General features: G+C 75.2%; 18 protein-coding genes and 1 pseudogene. 12 read left to right on the forward strand and 7 right to left on the reverse strand.

Annotated elements, in window-relative coordinates; all coding sequences use genetic code 11:
• Nucleotides 1-85: 85 nt before the first annotated feature.
• From fxsT to ACH4T9_RS04875, 7 genes are all read right to left on the reverse strand, one after another.
• A complete protein-coding gene (fxsT, locus tag ACH4T9_RS04845) occupies nucleotides 86-3,076 on the reverse strand; it encodes an FxSxx-COOH system tetratricopeptide repeat protein (RefSeq protein ID WP_396669816.1) in 2,991 nt (996 codons plus the stop codon).
• Nucleotides 3,077-3,212: 136 nt separating this feature from the next.
• Nucleotides 3,213-4,457, reverse strand: a complete 1,245-nt coding sequence (locus ACH4T9_RS04850; RefSeq protein ID WP_396669817.1) for an FxsB family cyclophane-forming radical SAM/SPASM peptide maturase — start codon at nucleotides 4,455-4,457, stop codon at nucleotides 3,213-3,215.
• Nucleotides 4,454-4,690 carry a hypothetical protein gene (locus tag ACH4T9_RS04855; RefSeq protein ID WP_396669818.1) on the reverse strand — a complete coding sequence of 79 codons (237 nt, stop codon included), beginning with the start codon at nucleotides 4,688-4,690 and terminating at the stop codon, nucleotides 4,454-4,456. The genes ACH4T9_RS04850 and ACH4T9_RS04855 overlap by 4 nt, the downstream gene beginning before the upstream one ends.
• A 210-nt stretch (nucleotides 4,691-4,900) precedes the next feature.
• Nucleotides 4,901-8,320, reverse strand: coding sequence for an SAV_2336 N-terminal domain-related protein (locus ACH4T9_RS04860; RefSeq protein ID WP_396669819.1), 3,420 nt, complete (start codon nucleotides 8,318-8,320; stop codon nucleotides 4,901-4,903).
• Nucleotides 8,320-9,330 carry an AAA family ATPase gene (locus tag ACH4T9_RS04865; RefSeq protein ID WP_396669820.1) on the reverse strand — a complete coding sequence of 337 codons (1,011 nt, stop codon included), beginning with the start codon at nucleotides 9,328-9,330 and terminating at the stop codon, nucleotides 8,320-8,322. The genes ACH4T9_RS04860 and ACH4T9_RS04865 overlap by 1 nt, the downstream gene beginning before the upstream one ends.
• A 36-nt stretch (nucleotides 9,331-9,366) precedes the next feature.
• Nucleotides 9,367-11,301: a trypsin-like peptidase domain-containing protein gene (locus tag ACH4T9_RS04870; protein WP_396669821.1), complete on the reverse strand. Its 1,935-nt coding sequence runs from the start codon at nucleotides 11,299-11,301 to the stop codon at nucleotides 9,367-9,369.
• Between the two features lie 13 nt (nucleotides 11,302-11,314).
• Nucleotides 11,315-11,659, reverse strand: a complete 345-nt coding sequence (locus ACH4T9_RS04875; RefSeq protein ID WP_387016506.1) for a CU044_2847 family protein — start codon at nucleotides 11,657-11,659, stop codon at nucleotides 11,315-11,317.
• A 142-nt stretch (nucleotides 11,660-11,801) separates the two neighbouring features.
• Here ACH4T9_RS04875 and ACH4T9_RS04880 point away from each other — a divergent pair, with 142 nt between their 5' ends.
• The 12 genes and pseudogenes from ACH4T9_RS04880 (at nucleotide 11,802) to ACH4T9_RS04935 (ending at nucleotide 19,877) form a co-directional block, all read left to right on the forward strand.
• Nucleotides 11,802-12,449, forward strand: coding sequence for a DUF402 domain-containing protein (locus ACH4T9_RS04880; RefSeq protein WP_396669822.1), 648 nt, complete (start codon nucleotides 11,802-11,804; stop codon nucleotides 12,447-12,449).
• A gap of 273 nt (nucleotides 12,450-12,722) precedes the next feature.
• A complete protein-coding gene (gene rpsP / locus ACH4T9_RS04885; protein WP_396669823.1) occupies nucleotides 12,723-13,205 on the forward strand; it encodes a 30S ribosomal protein S16 in 483 nt (160 codons plus the stop codon).
• Between the two features lies 1 nt (nucleotide 13,206).
• Nucleotides 13,207-13,440: an RNA-binding protein gene (locus tag ACH4T9_RS04890; protein WP_350888515.1), complete on the forward strand. Its 234-nt coding sequence runs from the start codon at nucleotides 13,207-13,209 to the stop codon at nucleotides 13,438-13,440.
• Nucleotides 13,440-13,997: a ribosome maturation factor RimM gene (gene rimM / locus ACH4T9_RS04895; protein ID WP_396669824.1), complete on the forward strand. Its 558-nt coding sequence runs from the start codon at nucleotides 13,440-13,442 to the stop codon at nucleotides 13,995-13,997. Before ACH4T9_RS04890 ends, rimM begins: the two co-directional genes overlap by 1 nt.
• A gap of 19 nt (nucleotides 13,998-14,016) precedes the next feature.
• On the forward strand, nucleotides 14,017-14,805 hold the full coding sequence (gene trmD / locus ACH4T9_RS04900; RefSeq protein WP_396669825.1) for a tRNA (guanosine(37)-N1)-methyltransferase TrmD: 789 nt from the start codon (nucleotides 14,017-14,019) through the stop codon (nucleotides 14,803-14,805).
• A gap of 141 nt (nucleotides 14,806-14,946) precedes the next feature.
• A complete protein-coding gene (gene rplS / locus ACH4T9_RS04905) occupies nucleotides 14,947-15,303 on the forward strand; it encodes a 50S ribosomal protein L19 (RefSeq protein WP_161687914.1) in 357 nt (118 codons plus the stop codon).
• Nucleotides 15,304-15,499: 196 nt separating this feature from the next.
• Nucleotides 15,500-16,368, forward strand: a pseudogene (lepB, locus tag ACH4T9_RS04910) (signal peptidase I).
• Between the two features lie 9 nt (nucleotides 16,369-16,377).
• Nucleotides 16,378-17,013 (forward strand): signal peptidase I, encoded by a 636-nt coding sequence (gene lepB / locus ACH4T9_RS04915; protein ID WP_396669826.1) that lies wholly within the window; start codon nucleotides 16,378-16,380, stop codon nucleotides 17,011-17,013.
• Between the two features lie 61 nt (nucleotides 17,014-17,074).
• Nucleotides 17,075-17,599, forward strand: coding sequence for an NUDIX hydrolase (locus ACH4T9_RS04920; RefSeq protein ID WP_396669827.1), 525 nt, complete (start codon nucleotides 17,075-17,077; stop codon nucleotides 17,597-17,599).
• Entirely contained in the window at nucleotides 17,593-18,405 is an 813-nt protein-coding gene (locus ACH4T9_RS04925; protein ID WP_396669828.1) for a ribonuclease HII, read from the forward strand. The genes ACH4T9_RS04920 and ACH4T9_RS04925 overlap by 7 nt, the downstream gene beginning before the upstream one ends.
• A complete protein-coding gene (locus tag ACH4T9_RS04930; protein WP_007075222.1) occupies nucleotides 18,402-18,725 on the forward strand; it encodes a DUF2469 domain-containing protein in 324 nt (107 codons plus the stop codon). The genes ACH4T9_RS04925 and ACH4T9_RS04930 overlap by 4 nt, the downstream gene beginning before the upstream one ends.
• Before the next feature lie 525 nt (nucleotides 18,726-19,250).
• Entirely contained in the window at nucleotides 19,251-19,877 is a 627-nt protein-coding gene (locus tag ACH4T9_RS04935; protein ID WP_396669909.1) for a murein hydrolase activator EnvC family protein, read from the forward strand.
• The last annotated feature ends 80 nt before the right edge of the window (nucleotides 19,878-19,957 follow it).

A 19,957-nucleotide genomic window follows, 5' to 3' on the forward strand; every position in this document is an offset into this window, starting at 1 on the left:
GCGGCCGGCACCCCCGGCCGCCCCTCGACGCGTTCCCGGCCACCGAGACCCGAGCCGGTCGACCGGGCGGGCTGAGCGGGGCGGCTCAGGTCGGCGGGAGCTCCACGTCGCAGTCCAGCCGGGTGCGGGCCGCCGCGGCCTCGGCCTCCGGGTGGTCCCCGCCGAGGGTGCGCTCGTAGCTCGCCATGGTGTCCCGCAGCAGCTCGCGGGCGCCCCCGTGGTCCTCGTCGGCGCGCCGGTCGCCGCTCAGGTTCGAAGCGCAGGCCAGGGTGTAGGGGTGCGCCGCGCCCCGGACCGCGCGTAGGCGTTCCAGCAACTCCTCGCCGAGCTGCCGCGCCGCCCGCACCTCACCGAGCGCCCGCAGGTCGCTGGCGAGGTTGGTGCCGCAGGCAAGGGTGTACGGGTGGTCCGGGGCGAGCGCCGCCGACAGCCCGGCCCGGGTGCGCTCGTTGAGCCTGCGCGCGCCCTCCGGCTCGCCGGTCAGCCGCAGGCAGATCGCGAGGTTCACGGCGGCGCAGAGCGTGTACGGATGCTCCTCGCCGGCCGTGTCGCGCAGCCGCTCCAGCGTGTTCTCGGCGCGGGCCCGGGCCCCGGGGGTCTCGCCGAGGCACCGCAGGTCGTTGGCCAGGTTGCTGGCGGCGGCCAGCGACTCGGCGTAGTCCGGCCCGAACCGGTGCCGGTGCTGGGCCAGGCAGCCGCTGGCCAACTGGTACGCGTCGAGGTAGCGCCCGGCCTTGCTGCGGGTGACCGCGAGGTTCTTCATGGCCTGCAGCGAGTCCGGATGGTCGGGGCCGAAGAGCACCCCGTAGCGCCGGTGGACCTCCTCCTGGAGTTCCCACGCCCGGGCGTACTCCCCGCACTCGCGCAGGTCCCGGGCGACGTTGTTGGCGGAGAACAGCGTCGACCGGTTCTCCTCGCCGCCGAACCGGATCCGGTACCGGCGCAGCGCGTCCTCGTCGAGGGCGAGTGCGGCCCGGAACTCGCCCATCATCCGCCGGGACACCGCGTAGTTGTGCGCGGTGAGCAGCGTGCGCGGATGGTCGGGGCCCAGCGCCAGCAGCCCGCGCTCGTGGGCCCGGCGGTCCAGGTCGTACGCGGCCTTCCAGTCGCCGAGCCGGCGCAGGTCCGCCGCCAGGCCGTTCGCCGCGCCGAGCGTCTCCGGGTGCCCCTCACCGAGGTCGGCGCGGGCCCGGGCCAGGTTCGCCTCATCCAGCGACCGGGCCTGCTCGTACTCGCCCCGGCTGCGCAGCGCGTTGGCCAGCGTGACGCTCAGCGCCACCACGTCCGGGTGGCTCCGAGCGATCACCTCCACCCAGGCCGCCCGGGCCCGGGTGCCCAGTCGCTGGCACGCGGTGTACTCGCCCCGGGCGAAGAGGTACCGGCACAGGTTGATCACCAGGCCGCGGACCGCCGGGTCGTCCGCCGCGGCGGCCACGTTGGCGGCCTCGGCGTGCACCAGCAGGTCGGCGTACCGGGGGCGGTGGACGATCTGTTCCGGCTCGCCCGGGTCGGCGGCGGCGAGCAGCCGTCGGGCCGTTCCGGCGTACGTGTGGCGCTCGGCATCGGTGAGCTGCTCCCGGAGGAACTGCTGGAAGACCCGGTGCAGCTGGACGGTCTCCCGGCCGTCGCGCTCGCCGATCCGGGCCAGCCCGTACGCGCCGATCTCGTGGAAGATGCCCGCCCGGGACATGGTGTCCCCGATCTCCTCGCCGAGCGGGGTGGGCAGCCCGACCGCCGGCCGGCTGCCGTCGGGCGGGCCGAGCAGCAGGGACATCGGCACCGGGTCCGGCCCCAGGAACGCGCACAACCGCAGCAGCTGGGCGGCGGACATCCGGCGCTCCCGGAGCCGGTTCATCGGCAGCACCCAGGCCATCACGACCTGCCGCTCGTACGACGAGACCTGGGCCTGGTTGAGCAGCGCGGTCATCCGCTGCTCGCTCTCGACCAGGTAGTCCCGCACGGGCAGATGCGAGGTCGACAGGTACCCGGCGCTGGCGTCGAGGGCGAGCGGCAGGTCGCCGAACCGGTCGGCCAGTTGGAAGGCGTCGTGCTCGGTCAGCCGGGGCACCCGCCGACGCAGGAAGTCGAGGCTCTCCACCCGTCGGTAGACGTCCAACTCCAGCACGTCGGCGCGGGACCGCCAGGCCTCGTCCCGCGAGGTCACCAGCACGTGGCACCGCCCCCGCGGCGCCCGGCCGTTGGGCAGCAGCCGGGCCAGCTCGTGCGGGGCGGGTGCGTTGTCGAAGACCAGCAGCCAGTCGCGGACCGGCTCGCCCCGGCGCAGCGCCTCCAACACCGTGTCGGCGGTCACCCCGAGGTCGTCGCTGATCCGCAGGCCGATCGAGGCGGCCAGCCCGGCCAGGTCGGCCCGGACCGTGGAGAGCTGCTCGCTGCGCACGTACCAGACCAGGTCGTAGCAGGCCGCGAAGCGGTACGCGTACTCGACCGCGAGCTGGGTCTTGCCGACCCCGGCGGGGCCCAGCACCGCGGTCGGCACCACCGCCGTCACGTCCCCGGTGAGCAGCTCCCGCAGCTCCCGCAGCTCGTCCTCCCGGCCGGTGAAGTTCGGGTTGCGGGGCGGGAAGGGCTGGCGCCAGTACCGGGGCTGGTGCAGCGGCCAGGGCGCGGATGACGACCGGCGGGGGGCCGGGGCGTCCAGCCCGAACAGGGCGAGGACCTCGGCGCGGGCTTCGGCCTCGTCCAGCGCGCCGAGCACCGGGCACTCGCCGGCGGCGAGGAACGTCGGCCGGCGCAGCCCGACCGCCACCGGGCGGAACGCGACCTCCCGATCGGCCCGCAGGGCGGCCACCGCCTCCGCCCACTCGGCGACCGAGCGCGTCCCGGCGCGCAGCAGCGCGTCGCTCAGCACCAGCAGCAGCCCGGCGGCGTCTCCGGCCGCGTCCCGCAGCAGCGCGGCGAGGTCGTCGGCGGGCCGGGGATCAAGCTGTCGTGGCTCAGTGCCGGTCCCGCCCTGTTCGAGCTGCTCGCAGAGCCACTCCGCCCACAGCCGGTCGGCCCCGGCATGGGCCAGGACGATCCGCGGCCGGCCTTCGGCGGCGCTGCGCTGAGCACTCATCGAGCCTCCCTGGTCCCGGCCGCCGGACTTCCGAGGCCCGGTTGGCGCGGCCCGACCGAGCTACGAGGATAGCCTTCCGCACCCTCCACATCACCCTCCGTCCGTCCTATCGGGAACCCGACACCGGCCGACGGGGTCAGGCCGCGGCCGGGTCCGGTGCCGTCCGCTCCGCCGCCCGGGCGGGCCGACCGCCGGCCGGCGCCCGGCCCGGCGGCGCGGCCGGCGCTGGCGGTCCGGGCGCCCCGGCGACCCGCCGGGCCAGGTGATCGATCAGGCGGTACAGGTCAGCGCAGTACACCGACGGGTTGTCGAAGCCGCGCCCGGCGCGGAACCGGTGCGGGTACAGGCCGCCCCCACAGATCCGGTGCACCGGGCAGGCCCGGCACGCCCCGGGCAGCCCGGCCGCACCGCCCTGGCCGGCCCGCACCGCGGGGTGGGCCAGCGCCGCGTCGAACCGGTCTGAGTGCACGGTCAGCCCGGTCGCCGCGGCCCCCGGGTAGGCGGCCTTCAGCGTGTCCACCAGCTCGATCTCGCCGTCGGTCTCCACCACCACGAACGCCGCCGGGGACAGCCCGACGGACTCGACCCGGCTGGCCCCGCCGAGCAGCAGCACCAGGATCTCCTCCAGCATCCGCACGCCGGTCTCCCGGCGGGGCGCCGCGTACCAGCGCTCGAAGACCGCGATCAGCCAGTCGGCGTACGGCGTCGAGGCCGGGTCGGCCGGCCGACCCGGCGGCGGGTCGGTCCAGGTGCCGTGCGGCAGCAGGAAGTCGACCACCGGCGGGTCGAACTCCAGCAGCGCCTCGTAGGCGCGGACGGGGTCGGTGCGGAGGTCCACGGTGGCCAGCAGGCCGGCGAAGAGGGGCCGGTAGCGCGGCCCGGACAGCAGTTCCAGGGCGCGGACGGTGGCCGGGTAGCTGCTGCCGCCGTCGCGGCGGCGGCGGTGCCGGTCGGTCGCGGACCGGTCGCCGTCGAGGCTCACCCCGACCCGTACGTCGTGTCGCCGGAACGTCTCCAGCATGTCCCGGTCGAGCAGGGTCCCGTTGGTCTGCACCACGAAGGACAGCGCGGTCCCCGGCCCGGCGAGCCGGCGCAGCTCGGTCACCACGTGTTCCAGCCGGCGGGCACCGGCGAGCAGCGGCTCGCCGCCGTGCAGGACGACGCTGGCCTCGGCGACCCCGTGGTCGCGCAGGTGCTCGGCGATTCGCTCCCCGGTCCGCCGCACCACCTCGGCGCTCATCACCCGGGGCCGGCGGGCCCAGCTCTGGTCGGCCATCTCGTAGACGTAACAGTAGTCGCAGGCCAGGTTGCACCGGCTGTGCACCTTGAGCACGAACTCCTGGAACGGCACCGGGGCCGCCGGAGGGCCGGCGTCGGTCACCGGCCCCCCTCGTCCGCCCCGGGCCCGGCCGGGTCGTCCCGGTCCCGGTACGGCGCGGTGGGCACGCCGCCGTTCTGGTTGTTGAACCGGGCCACGACCCGCCCCCCGGCGCTCGCCTCGGCCCGGACCCGCCGGATCACGTGTCGGAGCACGTCGGTGCCGCTCTCCGCCAGCTCGTCGAGCATCTCCTCCGGCAGGATCGTCGGTGCGGACCCGAACTCGGCTTCCCTCATGCGCTCGGCCATCCCTCCGCCAAGTGCCGCAGGTCGCGCTCCGACGAGCGACCCAGCTATGAACGTCGATCCCAAAGGCCGAGGATAACTCGCGGGTGCTCGGTCGAAGGGCCCGTGCGAGCTGCGGCGGTCGGCGGTTACCTGGAAGCGGGTGGCGGCGGGAAGGCGGGACGGACGTCCCGCCGGTCCTCGGCGGCCCGCCCCGGCCGGCTAACCGGCCCCGGCCAGCCGGTCCAGCAGCCGCCGGGTGGCCGTCGGGTCCGCGTCGTCCGCGCCGAGCGAACGGACCTGCCCGGCCAGCACGTCCCGCAGCTCCCGGCGGGCCCCGCCGAGATCGCCGAGACCGGCCAGCGCCTCGGCCGCTGCGGACCGGGCGGCGAGGGCCCGGCGATGCCCGGGGCCGAGCCGCTGGGCGAGGATGTCGGCCACCGCCCGCAACTCCTCCCGGGCCTCGGTGAACCGCTCCGCCGCCAGCAGCGCCCGGCCGAAGGCGACCCGCACCTCGACGGTGGGGGCACCGTCCGGGCCGTGGCGGCGGCCGTGCAGCTCCACCGCCCGGCGGTAGCACGCCACCGCGGCGGGCCGCTCACGCAGCGCGAGCAGCACCTCCGCCAGCAGCCGGACCCGGTCGGCCAGCCGGGGGTCGTCGGCGGGCGTGACGTCGACCGCCCGGGCGAGGGCCTGTCGGGCGGCGTCCAGGTCGGCCCGGGAGCCGAACCGGTCGGCCCGCGCCCGCAGCGCGTCGCCGAGGTCGGCCAGCCGCCTGCCGAGCTGAGGGCCGGAGGCCGGTGACGTCCGCACGGCCTCCTCGTACCGGGCGCACGCCTCCTGGATGTCGCCCGCGTCACCGGCCGCGTCGTACCGCAGCCGCAGGGCGTCGCCCAGCGCGGCGAGGTGGCGGTGCCGGTCCGGGTGGAAACCGGGCACCGCATCGAGCAGCCGGCGGGCGGCCTCGACCAGCGCGTCGCGGTCGCCGTCCCGACCGTCCCGGTCGACGCGCAGCCGCAGCAGCCGGCCGAGGGCGGCCAGGCACTCGACGTGCGTCACGTCGTCTTGGCCGCCGGCCGACACGGCGGCCCGTGCCGTCGCCACCGCCGCGTCCAGCTCGGCGGGATCGCCGGTGGCGACGGACAGCTCGCCACGCGCCTCGGCGAGGCCGTGCAGGACCCGGGCGTCGCCGTCCGGCCCGGAACGCTCGGCGGCCTCGGCGTAGAGGGCTGCGGCGCGGCGCAGCAGTTCCGGCTCGCCGGCCTCCCGGGCGGCGCGGCGTAGCAGGTCCGCCAGGCGTACCCGTCGACTGTGCCGCCCCGGCGTGTCCGCCACGTCGCCGCTCACCGAGTCCGCCCGGGTCAGCGCGGTCCGGTCCCGGGTCAGCGCGTACCGGCGCAGCAGCGCGTCGACAGCCCGCAGCCGCAGGTCGTCCCCGCCCGCCCCGGGGACCGCCCCGGCCGCCGCGAGGTAGAGCCCGACCGCCTCGTCGAGGTCGGCCACCGTGCCGAGCCGGTCGGCCCGGACCACCAGCGCGCGGGCCAGCCCGACGGTGCCGCGCCACCGCCCGGAGCGGGGGCCGTCGGGCGCGGCGAGGGCGCTGCGGAACAGGGCCACGGCCTCGCTCAGGTCGGCCGTGGCGCCGCGCTCGGTGCACAGCGACAACCGGACCTCGGCGAGGTCGAGCACCGCGTCGGGGTCGTCCGGCTCCGTGCCGCCGTCGGCCCACCGCCGCACCTGCTCCAGGATGGAAGCCGCCTCGACCAGGTCGGTGACGTCCCCGGTGAGCTGGAACCGGGCCCGCAGGGCGCGGGCGAGACCGGTCAGGTCGGTGCGGTCCGGGCCGGCGGCCGTCGCCTGCCGCAACACCCGGATGGTCGCGTCGAGCCCGTCGAGGTCCTGCTCGTCCACGGACGGGCCCGGCTCCGCCGTCACCAGAGGGCCCGGCTTCGCCGTCACCCGGCGGACCGGGTGGTGGCCATTGCCCGGGGACGGCGGGCCCCGGTCCGGCTCCCGCTGCTCGACGAACTCGATCAGCTCCCGGTGTCGACCGCCGAGCCGGGTCAGCACCGTGGCCGGGAGACGGCCGAAGGACTCGCCGAGCCCCGCGTCGCCAGCGACCCCGGCCGGAGCGCTCAGCGCCGCCGCGAACTCCCGCATGCTGATCCCCATCTGGCGGGCCAGGAACCGGGCGATCTCGTGCCGTAGGCGCAGCAGGTCGGTGTGCAGCAGCAGGTCCCGCAGCATCGGCCGGATGCCCTGGTGGAAGTCGAACCGCAGGTCTCCCGCCGGGTCGGGCTGCCGGACGAGCAGCCCACCGAGGAGCACCTCCGCCAGGTGCGCGGGGTGGGCCGGCGCCGCCGACGCCTGCTGCACCAGGCGCATGATCGGCAGTGTCACCGGAAGGTCCGCGAGCTGGGTGGCCAGCCGCAGCGCCTCCGGGCTGGCGGTGGCCAGGAACCGGCTCAACCGCCGGGTCGCCTCGTCCTGCGGGGGACCGCCGACCGGCTCGACGGGGGCCGGCGGCCCGGGCTGCGGCGGCAGCGTGACCACCGCGTCGATCGTGCCGTGGCCGGTGCCGGTGAGCCGCGCCCAGCCGGCCAACCAGTCCGGCTGGATCTGCAGCACCGGCACCGGGACGATCCCGCGCAGGCCCGCGCCGGGCCGCCACTGCCGGGGTACGAACCGGAGGCGGCGGTTGGCGCTGTCGCCCCCGGTCGCGGTGAGCCGGCCGCGCACCGGCACCAGGCCGCTGCGCCGCCACATCCGCTGGGGCAGCGGTTGCAGGATCGCCACGGTCTCGTGCCGGGCCCAGGTCTGCAGGGTGTGGAACATCGAGCCGTCGTGCCACTCCGGCCCGGCGCAGTCGCTGACCACGAGGATGAGCTGGCGCCCCCGCGGGTCGAGCAGTTCCCGCGTCGAGTGGCCGGGCACGCCGGGCCCGTCGGCCGGGCCCACGGTGAGCCGCCGCTCGGGTCCGGACGGCAGCCGCACCAGCCGGACGTGGCGGAAGGCTCTCAGCCGGGTCAGCGCCGACTCCAGGTCGGCCACCAGCGGACGCCAGACGGCCATCGACGCCCCGCCGTCCACGGCGAGGGTCAGGTCGAACCACGGCTGGGGCGTCGGGCGCAGGACCGGCACCCACAGTCCCTGCTCGACGACCCGCGCCGCGGTGGCCTCCTCGTCGAGGGCGAGCGTGTTCGGGTCGGGCACCCGGCGGCGCAGCGGACGCAGGCTCCGGGCCAACGCCCGGGTGTCCAGGGCGGGGGGTGCCGGGGCGCGGACCGGCAGGCCCGCGCCGCCGCTTCCCGCCGGCCGTCCGGCCGGCCGGGGCACGTGCAGGCGTACCCAACGCACCGGTTCGGGCGCGTCGGTGCCATCCACCCGCGACGGGGTGGGCCGGCGCCTTTTCAGGGGCGTCCGGGGCGTGGGGAGCTGGCTGGGTTCCGCCCCCTCGGGCGTCGGGTCCGGCGGTTCGGTCGGGTCGGCGTCCGCCGGTTCGGTCGGCGTCGGAGACGTTCCCGCTTCGGTCAGCGGACCGCTGCTGCTGGGCAGGAACCGGGCCAGCCAGAGGGCGTCCGCGAGCTCCCGCGGCTGCACGTCGAGACCGCGCAGCGCACCCACCAGCCGGACCGTGCTCATCAGCTGTCCGGCCCCGCGTCGAGCTGCCGCAGCACCAGGTCCGCGAGCCGCTCCCGGTCCGGCCGCCCTCCTTCGGGTGCCTGGACGGTGAGGTAGATGGCGTTGAGGAGCTGGTCGGTGGCGAGGGTGCCGCGCTCCCGCCGGGACAGGAACAGCTCGACCAGGTCGGCCGTCTCGGCCGTCGGCTCGGTTCCGAAGTGCGCGGCGACGATCGCGGCGAGCTGCTCGGCGTCCGGCTGGCCCAGGTCCAGCCGCAGGCACCGGCGGTGGAACGCGGGGGAGAACTCGCGCTCGCCGTTGCTGGTCATGATCACGAGCGGGAACGCGTGGCAGCGCACCACGCCCTGGTGCACCGCCACCTGGTCCGCGCTGCCCTCGACCGGCAGTTCGACCTGCGGCTGGCTGGTGGCGATCCGTTGCAGCTCCGGGACGCGGTACTCGCCGTCCTCGAAGATGTTGAGCAGGTCGTTCGGCAGGTCCACGTCACTCTTGTCGATCTCGTCGATCAGCAGCACCCGAGGGTGCTCGTACGGCAGCAGGGCCGTGCCGAGCGGCCCCAGGTGCAGGTAGCGGCCGATCGGCAGGTCCCCCGCAGTGCCGAGCTGATGGTGCAGGCTGGCCTCCTGGAGCCGGCCGATCGCGTCGTAGCTGTAGAGCCCCTCGGCGAGGGTGGACCGGCTGGTGATCGGCCAGCGCAGCACCGGCCCCAGGGCCAGCTCGTGCGCCACCGCGTACGCCAGGGTCGACTTGCCCACCCCCGGCTTTCCGGTGATCAACAGCGGGCGCCGCAGGTAGAGGGCGGCGTTGACCAGCTCCAGCTCGTCGGGGCGGGGCTGGTAGCTGACCGCCCGGTGCAGCTCACCGAGCCGTCGGCCGGCCGCGCCGTCCGGGCTCGACGGCGGTGGCGCCAGGGGGGCGCCGTCGAACACCCGCCAGGGCGGGGGAGGCGGCAGCCGGAGTATCCCGGAGTGGGGACTCCCCGTGCCCCGATAGATCCACCAGTCCTGCAACGTCTCGTCCCTCCTGTCGGCCGGCCCGCGCCGGTCTCACCACTGCGCGTCGAGCGTCGAGGGGTCCCGGAAGCGCCGGAACGGGTCGTCCCAGAGCAGGACCAGCCGGTGCCCGCAGTGGTCGTCGTCGCGGGCCGCCACCGCCGCGGCGCGCAGCTGGCGGACGTCCAGCGGCAGCGACCCGATCGGCCGGCGGCGCAGCCGGGACTCCAGGTCGGCCAGGAACGTCACCCCCCGGCAGGCGCTGGCGCCGCCCGGGGCGGGGTGCCGGTCGCAGCCCGCCCGGCTCCACAGCGCCACCGGCGCCCCGGCCCGCACCCCGACCTCCAGCAGCGTGCGCTGGGCCGGGTCCGTGGTCGGGCCGGGCAGCAGCACGCCCCCGGGATTGGTCGTGGTGAGGTGGGCGTAGAACCAGGTCGGATCCGTCTCGGCGCGGCAGTCGACGGTGGCGAAGGACATCCCCTCCGCCGACGCCGACAGCGCCTCCCACCGCTCCTCGGCCTCCGGCCCGGCCGCCCCGTCCTCGCCGTCGTCGGCGATCCGCACCAGCACGGGCCGGACCAATCCGAGCGGGGCGACGTCGTGCGGGGCGAGGACCCACTCGTCGATCGGCAGGTCGAGCAGCTCCGGCGGCAGTGCCAGCTCGACCATCACGGTGCGGCCCCAACCGAGTTGGCGGAGCCCGACGTGCAGCTCGCGGCGCAGGGCGGCCTCCAGCTGGGGCAGGGCCATCGGCTCGTCGTGCTGGGCCAGGCAGCGCACGTCGTCCCGGCTCCGGTAGACGGACACGGACAGCAGGTAGCGCCGCTGGTCGTGGCCGGCGGGGGTGACCTCGACCAGCACCGACGACCGCTCCCCCGACGGCACCCGCTGGGCGGGGAGCAGGGCTGGCCGGTGCTGCGCGAGCTGCGCCCGTTGGCCCAGCCGGAACGCCAGGTCGTCGACCCAGTCCTGGAGCCGGCCACGCTCGGTGGCCGGGCAGCGGGGGATCAGCGCGGTGGCGAAGACGAGCAGCGGGTGCAGCTCCCCGCGCCGGGCCCGCGCGACGTCGTCGAGGGCGCGGACGACGTCGCGCCGGTCCAGCAGCGGCTGGGTCGGCGTCGGCGCCCACCGGCCGCACGCCCGCTCGTAGAGCTGGTGCGCGTCGTCGGCTGCCGGCAACCGGGCCAGGATGCCGCGCACCTTCGCCTCCTCGGCGGCCCGCAGCACCGGCAGCTTCGCCCCCGGGTCCAGCAGCTCGGCCACCTCGGGCGCGGTGGCGGCGGCACGCCGGGCCCGCAACCGGTCCACGGCGTGGGCCCAGGAGCCGTCGGAGCCGTGGTGCCGGTCGTGGCCGCGCCACAGCTCGCGCAGCAGGGCCACGGGCAGCCCGCGCAGCTCGCCGAGGGGCACGGCCAGCCCGCCGTACGGGTCGCCGGGGCTGCGGGCGGTCTTCACCACGGCGCACACCTCGCCGCTGGTGAGGTCCACGATCGGGCTGCCGGAGCTGCCCTCGGCCAGCTCGTCGTCGCGGACCCGCAGCGCCGTGGCACCCCGGACGCCCTGCCGGCCCGCCGAGAACAGCCAGGCCGAGGTGGGCTCCGCGGTGCCGTACGCCCCGGCGAAGCCGAAGGTGTGCAGCGGCGCGCCGTCGGGCGGCGGTTGCTCGCCGAGCCACACGCAGGGGTGGTCGGCGGGCGCGTCGGCCACCCGCAGCACCGCGAGGTCGGGCAGGGGCCAGATCGACTGGCCGCCGGTCGAGGCCGGGGCGGCGTGTACGACCCGGGCGCTCAGCGGCCGGCCGCCCCAGCGCACCGGCAGCGTGGCGCCCTCCCGGCCGTTCACGACGTGCGCGCAGGTCAGGGCGTAGCCGGGGGCGACGAAGAAGGCTGTGCCGCCGCGGATGCCGTCGCCCCGGGGCACCTCGATCACGGTGGACCGCAGGGCCCGGCTGATCTCGTCGAATCCGTCGGCGATCAGCGGGACCCCCATGATGTGCGGCCCCTCAGCCGTTCGTGCCCGTGGGCGCCGGGCGGTCGTCGGCCTGGCCGGTCTGCCAACCCAGGGTGATCTTGAGGTTGGCCTCGGCGCCGGCCTCGGTGAGCACGCTGAGCACCCGGCCGGTCTTCGCCGACATGGTGACCCCGAACTCCACGCTGACCGAGTCGGGGCGGGCCTCGCGCAGCCCGGCGCGGACGCTGCCCGCCACCCCCCGTACCGTCTCCAGCAGGCCCTCCAGGCGGTACACCTGGTCCTCCCGCCAGCCCACGTCGGCCGGGCCGGCGGTGCCGGCGACCCGGACCCAGACCGTCTCGCCACTGGGCAGCTCGACCCGTACGTCCTCCGACACAGGCCCGTCCTTCCGCTCGGCGACGCGTGTCCATCACACCGTAGCGATTCAGCGACGGGGATCGACAGTCCGAAACGGCCGATCGGGTGTCGGAACAACGGCGCACCGGCCGCCCGGCCGAGCCCCGGTAGGGTCAGCGCCCATGACGTTCTCGCCCGGCCGGTTGATCATGCATCGCAACGTGCGGCACGGCCGGATCGGTTGGGTCCGGGCGGGGCGGGTGGTCAGCGACGACGAGCGGGGGCTGCTCATCTTCGTCGCCCGCGACTCGCCGGTGGCCCACGAGGTCACCGAGGCCGGCCTCGGGATGCGGGCGATGCCGTTCGCCGAGTGGGTCACGTCGTCGTACCGGCTGGCGCTCGGGCGGTGGAACGGGCCGTCAGTGCTCAAGTTCCTGCCCGTGGGCGCGGCCCACTCGGTCTGGTGGTTCTCCGACGCCGACGGGCGCTTCGCCAACTGGTACGTCAATCTGGAGGAGCCGGGTGTCCGCTGGGACGACGGCGAGGTGGTCGGGGTGGACATGGTCGACCAGGACCTCGACGTGGTGATCCGGCCGGACCGCAGCTGGGAGTGGAAGGACGAGGAGGAGTTCGCCGAGCGGCTGGCCCTTCCCGACGACTACTGGGTGGCCGACGAGGCGGCGGTGCGTGCCGAAGGGCTGCGGGTGATCGCCCGCGCCGAGGCCGGCGAGTTCCCGTTCGACGGCACCTGGTGCGACTTCACCCCACCGCCCGGGTGGGAGGTGCCGGAGAAACTGCCGGACGGCTGGGACCGGCCGCCGGCCCGCTGAGCAGTTGCCGCGAGCGCCTGAACAGTCGGACAAAGGGCGTGAAGGGGCGGTATCCGGCAGTCGGGCGAGTGACCTGGCCCGCCGGTGTGAAGGATCCCGGCCCGATCTGGCAGAATGGGTCGCTGGTATCCGGCACGCGTCCGGCGCCCTCTAACCCGAACGCGTCGCCAGTCCACCGAGCAGTCTCCGGCCCAAACCCCACTGTGCCGGTCGGCGCTCACCCGTGCACCGCCCGTGTTGGGTCGGTGAGATCGCAACAGGAGCGAAACAACTGTGGCCGTAAAGATCCGGCTCCTGCGGATGGGCAAGATCCGCAACCCGCAGTACCGCATCGTCATCGCCGACTCGCGTACCAAGCGTGACGGTCGCGCGATCGAGTTCGTCGGCGTGTACCAGCCGAAGGAAGACCCTTCGGTGATCGAGGTCAAGTCGGAGCGGGTCCAGTACTGGCTGTCCGTCGGCGCGCAGCCGAGCGAGGCCGTGCAGCGCCTGCTCGAGCTGACCGGCGACTGGCAGAAGTTCAAGGGCCTGCCGGCCCCGCCGCCGCTGCTGGTCGCCGCCGAGCGCGTCGACCGCAAGGCGGCGTACGAGGCCGAGGCGAAGGCCGCCGCCGGCCTGACCGAGGCTCCGGCGAAGCCGGCCAAGAAGGCCGCCAAGGCTGAGGCCGCTGCGCCGAAGGCTGAGGCGCCGAAGGCTGAGGCTGAGGCGCCGAAGGCCGAGGCGCAGCCCGCCACGAACGCTGGCGAGCAGGCCTGACATGGCACTGCGTCCGGCGCTCGAGCACCTGGTCAAGGGCATCGTCGATCATCCGGACGACGTCCGGGTCCGGATGGCCGACTCCCGTCGGGGCAAGCGGCTGGAAATCCGCGTGCACCCGGAAGACCTCGGCACGGTGATCGGGCGGTCCGGCCGGACTGCCAAGGCGCTGCGCCAGGTGATCGGCTCCATCGGTGGGCGTGGCGTGCGCGTCGACATCGTCGACTCGTACTGATGCGGCTCATCGTCGGCAGGATCGGTAAGCCGCACGGCCTCCGCGGTGAAGTCACCGTGGAAGTGCGCACCGATGAGCCCGAGGCACGCTTCGCGCCCGGCTCGGTACTCAGTACCGAGCCGGGCGCGGCGCCGCCGGCCAACCCCGCCCCCGGCCCCGGAGTGCCGTTCCGGGTCCCGGCCGAGCTGACCGTGGAGTCCGCCCGCTGGCACCAGGGGCGGATGCTGGTCGCGTTCGAGGGCATCCTCGAACGCGATGTCGCCGAGGCGCTGCGCGGCACCCTGATCGGGGTGGACAGCGCCGGCGTCGCCCCGCCGGAGGACCCGGAGGAGTTCCACGACCACCAGCTCGTCGGCCTCGCCGTGGTCACCCCGGGTGGCGAGCCCCTCGGTGAGGTGGCCCGGATCGATCACGCACCCGCGTCCGACCTGCTGGTGTTGCGCCGCCCGGAGGGACGTACCGCGCTCATCCCGTTCGTCAAGGCGATCGTCCTTGAGGTGGATGTCGCCGGCGGACGTGTCGTCGTCGACCCGCCGGCCGGTCTGTTCGATCTCTAGACCGCTGGAGCACCCGCGCATGCGCGTCGACGTCGTGTCGATCTTCCCCGAGTACTTCACCCCGCTGGACCTCTCCCTGATCGGTAGGGCCCGGGCCAACGGCGTGCTGCGGCTGGCCGTACACGACCTGCGGAGCTGGACCCACGACGTGCACCGCACCGTCGACGACACCCCCTACGGCGGCGGGCCCGGCATGGTGATGCGGCCCGAGCCGTGGGGGGACGCGCTCGACGCCCTCACCGCGGCGGAGCCGACCCCCGACGGCCTGACCCTGCCCAGGCTGCTGGTGCCCTCCCCGGCCGGGGAGCCGTTCACCCAGGCCATGGCGCACGAGCTGGCCGGCGAGTCGCACCTGCTGTTCGCCTGCGGCCGGTACGAGGGCATCGACCAGCGGGTGCTCGACCAGGCCGCCACCCGGATGCGGGTGACCGAGGTGTCGCTCGGCGACTACGTGCTCTTCGGCGGCGAGGTGGCGGTGCTGGTGATCCTGGAGGCGGTCACCCGGCTGCTGCCCGGGGTGCTCGGCAACGCCGGGTCGCTGGACGAGGAGTCGCACGCCCACGGGCTGCTGGAGGCGCCGATGTACACCAAGCCGGCGGCCTGGCGGGGGCACGAGGTGCCGGAGGTGCTCCGCTCCGGCGACCACGGGCGGATCGCCCGCTGGCGGCGCGACGAGGCGCTGGCGCGCACCGCGACCCGCCGGCCCGACATGTTCGCCGCGCTCGACCCTACGAGCCTGGACAAGCGGGACAGAGCGGCCCTGGACCGGGCCGGATTTCAGCTGCCGCCGGGGAATGTGGCAAAGTAGGGGGGTTGCCGCAACCGTCCGCGCCGTGGGCGGCTGCGAGGATTCCCGACCGGGGCCGCCCGTCGGTCGCCACCCGGGGATCAGAATCACCCATCCGCGCACCGACTGACGGTGCGCCGTGAGCCTCACGAGGACACAGCGATGAATATCCTGGACGCCCTTGACGCCCAGTCGAAGCGGGTCGACATTCCCCAGTTCCGTGCCGGTGACACCGTCAAGGTGCACGCGCGGGTCGTCGAGGGCAACCGGTCCCGTGTCCAGATCTTCCAGGGCGTCGTCATCCGCCGCCAGGGTGACGGCCTGCGCGAGACCTTCTCGGTCCGCAAGGTCAGCTTTGGTGTGGGCGTCGAGCGGACCTACCCGGTGAACAGCCCGGGGATCGACCGGATCGAGATCGTGACCCGCGGTGCCGTCCGTCGCGCCAAGCTCTACTACCTGCGCGAGCTGCGGGGCAAGAAGGCCAAGATCAAGGAGCGCCGCGAGAAGCAGTCGAGCTGACTGCTCGCTAGCCACACCGCCTGAGCTGCGCGGATGTCGTACGGGCCAGCCCCGGTTACGCTGTTCGCACGGGCGCGGGCGGGCATCGGCGCGTCGCGGCGGCAGCTGCGGCCACAGATCGTCCCACTACCGCCCGTGGGGCCTCGACGAGGCTCCCGGGCGGTAGTGGCATTTCTGCGGACCGGGGAGTGGTCAGGTGCGGACGCTTGACGAGGACGGCGCTGTCGATCCGTTGCGCCGGCGCCCCCGGCGCCCCCGCCGGCAGATGCCGCTCTGGCAGGAGCTGCCCCTGCTGCTGATCGTCGCCTTCTGCCTGGCGGTGCTGATCCGCACCTTCCTGCTCCAGGCGTTCTTCATCCCGTCCGGGTCGATGGAGGACACCCTGCTCATCGGCGACCGGGTGCTCGTCAACAAGGTCGTCTACGACGTGCGGGACCCGCAGCGCGGCGAGGTGGTGGTCTTCCGGGGCACCGACAGGTGGGTCGCCCAGCAGGCCCGGGAGCCCGAGCCCGGGATGGCCGGGAAGTTCGCCCGCACGATCGGCGACCTGGTCGGGCTCAGCCGCCCCGGCGAGAAGGACTTCATCAAACGGGTCATCGGCCTGCCCGGCGACCGGGTGAAGTGCTGCGACGCCCAGGGTCGGGTCACCGTCAACGACATTCCGCTCGACGAGCCGTACGTGATCCGGGACTCCCCGCTGGACCTGCCGCCGAATCCAACTGAGTGCCGGTCGCGGCGCTTCGCCGAAGTGGTGGTCCCGCCCGGCCAGATCTTCGTGATGGGCGACCACCGGCTGGTCTCCCAGGATGCCCGCTGCCAGGGCCCGGTGCCGATCGACAACGTCGTCGGGCGGGCGTTCGTCGTGGTCTGGCCGTCCTCCCGGTGGGCGTCGCTGTCGGCGCCGGACACCTTCGCCGGAGTCGCCAGGCCCGTCACGGCTGCCGGCGACCCCCCGGCCCCCGCGCGCCCCACCGGATCGGGCGGTGTGCTGCTGCTCCTCCCGGTCTCGGCCGCGGTGTCCGTCCTCGCGCGTTCCGGGCGGTCCGGGTGGTCGCGGCGACGTAGGCTCCACCCGTGATTGACGAGCAGACCGACAAGAAGAGCGGCTCCTTCTGGAAGGAGCTGCCCATCCTTCTGGGCGTGGCGATCCTGGTCGCGGTGCTGGTGCGGGCCTTCGTGCTGCAGACCTTCTACATCCCGTCGCCGTCCATGGAGAACACCCTCCAAATCGACGATCGGGTGCTGGTCAACAAGCTGGTGTACGACTTCCGGTCGCCGCACCGCGGCGAGGTGATCGTCTTCAAGGCGCCCACCGAGTGGAGCGGCAACCCCGACGGCGAGGACTTCATCAAGCGGGTGATCGGCGTCGGCGGCGACCACGTGGTCTGCTGCGACCCGCAGGAGCGGTTGGTGATCAACGGCAGGCCGCTCGACGAGCCGTACATCTACTCGGCAGCCGGACAGCAGGACAAGCCAGCCGACCAGGAGTTCGACATCACCGTCCCGAAGGGGCGGCTGTGGGTGATGGGTGACCACCGCTCGGCCTCCGGCGACTCGCTGGAGCACTGGCAGCAGTCCGGCCAGAACATCCAGAGCGCCACCATCCCCGAGGACCAGGTGGTCGGCCGCGCCTTCACCGTCTTCTGGCCGGTCGGCCGGGCCACCTGGCTCACCGTCCCGGAGTCGTTCGACGGCATCCCCAACCCCTGATCCGCCCGCCGACCCCCGGGTGGGCGTGGGCGACGCGGGCCGGGTCTGGCAGGCTGGGAAGGTGACCGTCTACACCCCTCGACGTGCGGCGCGCGTGTTGCTCGTCGACGACGCCGACCGGGTGCTGCTCTTCGCCGGTTGCGACCCGGCGCGGCCCGAGCACCGGTACTGGCTCACCCCCGGTGGCGGACTGGAGCCGGGTGAGTCCCCGGCGGCCGGCGCCGCCCGGGAGTTGGCCGAGGAGACGGGCCTGCGGCTGGCCCCGGCCGAGCTGGGCGAGCCGGTGTGGCGGGAGACGCTCCGGTTCCCCTTCGACGGCGTGCGGTATCAGCAGGAGCAGGAGTTCTTCGTGGTCCGGGTGCCGTCCTGGGAGGTGGACACCGCCGGCTTCAACGCCGTCGAGCGGGCCAGTGTCTCCGGGCACCGGTGGTGGCCGGCCGACGAACTGGCCGCCACCACCGAGCGGTACTACCCGGCCGACCTGCCGGCCCTGCTGCGCCGGGTGCTGGCCGCGCGGCCCGACGCGCCGACCCCGCCCGCCGGGTCCGCCGGGGCCGTCCCCCCGGCCGGAGGTACGCCGTGCTGACCCCGCCGCGCACAGTGGTCCGCCGGGAGGCCGGGCTGTACGCGCTGGAGCGCGCCCTGCAACGCCGAGGCTTCCGGCACGTGGCGGGCGCCGACGAGGCCGGCCGGGGCGCCTGCGCCGGCCCGCTGGTCGCGGCGGCGGCGGTGCTGCCCGAGGGGCGACGCGGCGAGATCGACGGGCTGGCCGACTCCAAGCTGCTCACCCCGGCCAGCCGGGAGCGCATCTACGAGCAGGTGGTCACCCGCGCCCTGGCGTACGCGGTGGTGGTGATCCCGGCCGACGAGGTGGACACCCGCGGCCTGCACGTGTGCAACCTCGCCGCGATGCGCCGGGCGCTGGCTTCGCTGGACACCCGCCCGGACTACGTGCTGACTGACGGCTTCGGCGTCGACGGGCTGGACGTGCCGGGGCTGGCGGTCTGGAAGGGCGACCGGGTGGCCGCCTGTGTGGCGGCGGCGAGCGTGCTGGCCAAGGTCACCCGGGACCGGATCATGGTCGAGCTGGACGGGACGTTCCCCGACTACGGCTTCGCCGAGCACAAGGGCTACATCACGGCGGAGCACACCGCCGCTCTGCGGGAGCACGGACCGTGCCGGGAACACCGCTTCTCGTACGTGAACGTGGCCGCCGTGTCCGGCCTGGACGGGCGGCCCCCCAGGTCCCGCCGACCGGTGGGTGCGCGCCCGGACGAGCCGATGGAGCGCTTCGGGGCGTCAGGAGGTACCGTCGGCGTGGCGTTGGGCGAGCAGCCCCGACCTCCCGCGCCGGTGGGGGAAGATGTGGTCATGGAAGGCGGAGTGCGATGAGCGCGGAAGATCTCGAGAAGTACGAGACCGAGATGGAGCTCCAGCTCTACCGGGAGTACCGCGACATCGTCCGCCAGTTCTCCTACGTCGTGGAGACGGAGCGCCGCTTCTACCTGGCCAACCAGGTGGACCTGCACGTGCGCAACTCCGACGGCGAGGTCTACTTCGAGGTCGAGATGCACGACGCCTGGGTGTGGGACATGTACCGTCCCGCCCGGTTCGTCAAGAACGTCCGGGTGATGACTTTCAAGGACGTCAACGTCGAGGAGTTGGAGAAGCCCGACATCTCCCTGCCGGCCGACTCCGGCTTCGGCGGCTGACGGTCCTTCCGGCAACCCACCGCGTCGACTGTTCCGGCGCCGGCCGCGCGTCCCCACCGCCCGCCCCCGCCGCACTCCGTCGGCACCACCGCGCCGGCCCCCGCCTGACGGTACCGCCGTGGTTGCGGGCGGCCAGCCGAACTCCTCGATGCTGATCGCCTCGTCCGGCCCGGCGACCCGGGAGGGTCGGCTGATGTCGTCCACAGTGGTCATCACGCGCTGGCCTGGTTCGGGCCGGCGGCTTGCCCGGCGGTGGGCCGGGGTGCCGGTTGCGACGCACCGGGCCCGCGCGGGCCGGGCCGACCGGCTGGGCCCATAGCAGATCATCGGTCCGGACGAGGGCTGTCCACAGCCCGTCCGGCCGTCCACAGGCGAGCGGCCTGTGGCGGCGGCGCGTCCCGGGATTCCGGCACGCTGCCGGGCATGTGGACGAGGATCAGGGCCGGTGGCTCAGGCTGGGGCGGGACCGGTGCCGGCGGGCGGCGGGCCCGGGGTGAGGGCGCCCGCAGGCCGGCGCGACCGGCCATGGCGGTGCTGTCCGTAGCGGCGCTCTGCGCGGCGGTCCTGGCCGCCGGGGCCGGTCCCGTGGCTCCGCCGCAACCCGGCGCGGCCGGCGTGGTGATCGTGTCCGCCGTCGGGCTCGGCCCCGTCCCGCCGGGTGTCGGGCCCGGCCCTGTCCCGCCCGGTGTCGGGCCGGCGGCAGCGCCTGACGCAGCGGCCCGGGCGCAACCTCCCACGCCGGACGCGCGGTTCCGGTGGCCGCTCGACGGCGTTCCTCGACCGGCCCGCCGCTTCGCGCCGCCCCCGCAGCCGTGGATGCCCGGCCACCGGGGCGTCGACCTGGTCGCCGCGCCGGGCGCCGTGGTCCGGGCCGCCGGGTCGGGGGTGGTGCTGTTCGCCGGCCCGGTCGCGGGTCGTCCCGTGGTAACGGTCGGGCACGACGCGGGGCTGCGGACCACGTACGAGCCGGTGCGGCCAGGCGTCCGCGCCGGGGACCGGGTAGCCGCCGGGGCGCCGTTGGGCCGGTTGCGGCCCGGGCACCCGGGCTGCCCCGAGCCGGCCTGCCTGCACTGGGGGCTGCGCCGGGGAGCGGAGTACCTGGACCCGCTGGCCCTGCTCGGGCTCGGCCCCGTCCGGCTCCTGCCCACCTGACCGCCCCCGCCGCCTTCCCGCCGCCGCCGCCACGGCGCCGCCTTCCCGCCGCCGCCCTCACGGTTGCCGTCGCCCTTGAC

Origin of the sequence: Micromonospora sp. NPDC020750 (assembly GCF_044334565.1) — a bacterium.
Classification (GTDB): domain Bacteria; phylum Actinomycetota; class Actinomycetes; order Mycobacteriales; family Micromonosporaceae; genus Micromonospora.

Bases quoted from the DNA above. Each gene is read 5' to 3' on its own strand.
- fxsT (WP_396669816.1), bottom strand. From the start codon at position 3,076: ATGAGTGCTCAGCGCAGCGCCGCCGAAGGCCGGCCGCGGATCGTCCTG.
- ACH4T9_RS04855 (WP_396669818.1), bottom strand. From the start codon at position 4,690: ATGAGGGAAGCCGAGTTCGGGTCCGCACCGACGATCCTGCCGGAGGAG.
- ACH4T9_RS04860 (WP_396669819.1), bottom strand. From the start codon at position 8,320: ATGAGCACGGTCCGGCTGGTGGGTGCGCTGCGCGGTCTCGACGTGCAG.
- ACH4T9_RS04870 (WP_396669821.1), bottom strand. From the start codon at position 11,301: ATGGGGGTCCCGCTGATCGCCGACGGATTCGACGAGATCAGCCGGGCC.
- ACH4T9_RS04880 (WP_396669822.1), top strand. From the start codon at position 11,802: ATGACGTTCTCGCCCGGCCGGTTGATCATGCATCGCAACGTGCGGCAC.
- ACH4T9_RS04890 (WP_350888515.1), top strand. From the start codon at position 13,207: ATGGCACTGCGTCCGGCGCTCGAGCACCTGGTCAAGGGCATCGTCGAT.
- rimM (WP_396669824.1), top strand. From the start codon at position 13,440: ATGCGGCTCATCGTCGGCAGGATCGGTAAGCCGCACGGCCTCCGCGGT.
- trmD (WP_396669825.1), top strand. From the start codon at position 14,017: ATGCGCGTCGACGTCGTGTCGATCTTCCCCGAGTACTTCACCCCGCTG.
- rplS (WP_161687914.1), top strand. From the start codon at position 14,947: ATGAATATCCTGGACGCCCTTGACGCCCAGTCGAAGCGGGTCGACATT.
- ACH4T9_RS04930 (WP_007075222.1), top strand. From the start codon at position 18,402: ATGAGCGCGGAAGATCTCGAGAAGTACGAGACCGAGATGGAGCTCCAG.
- ACH4T9_RS04935 (WP_396669909.1), top strand. From the start codon at position 19,251: ATGGCGGTGCTGTCCGTAGCGGCGCTCTGCGCGGCGGTCCTGGCCGCC.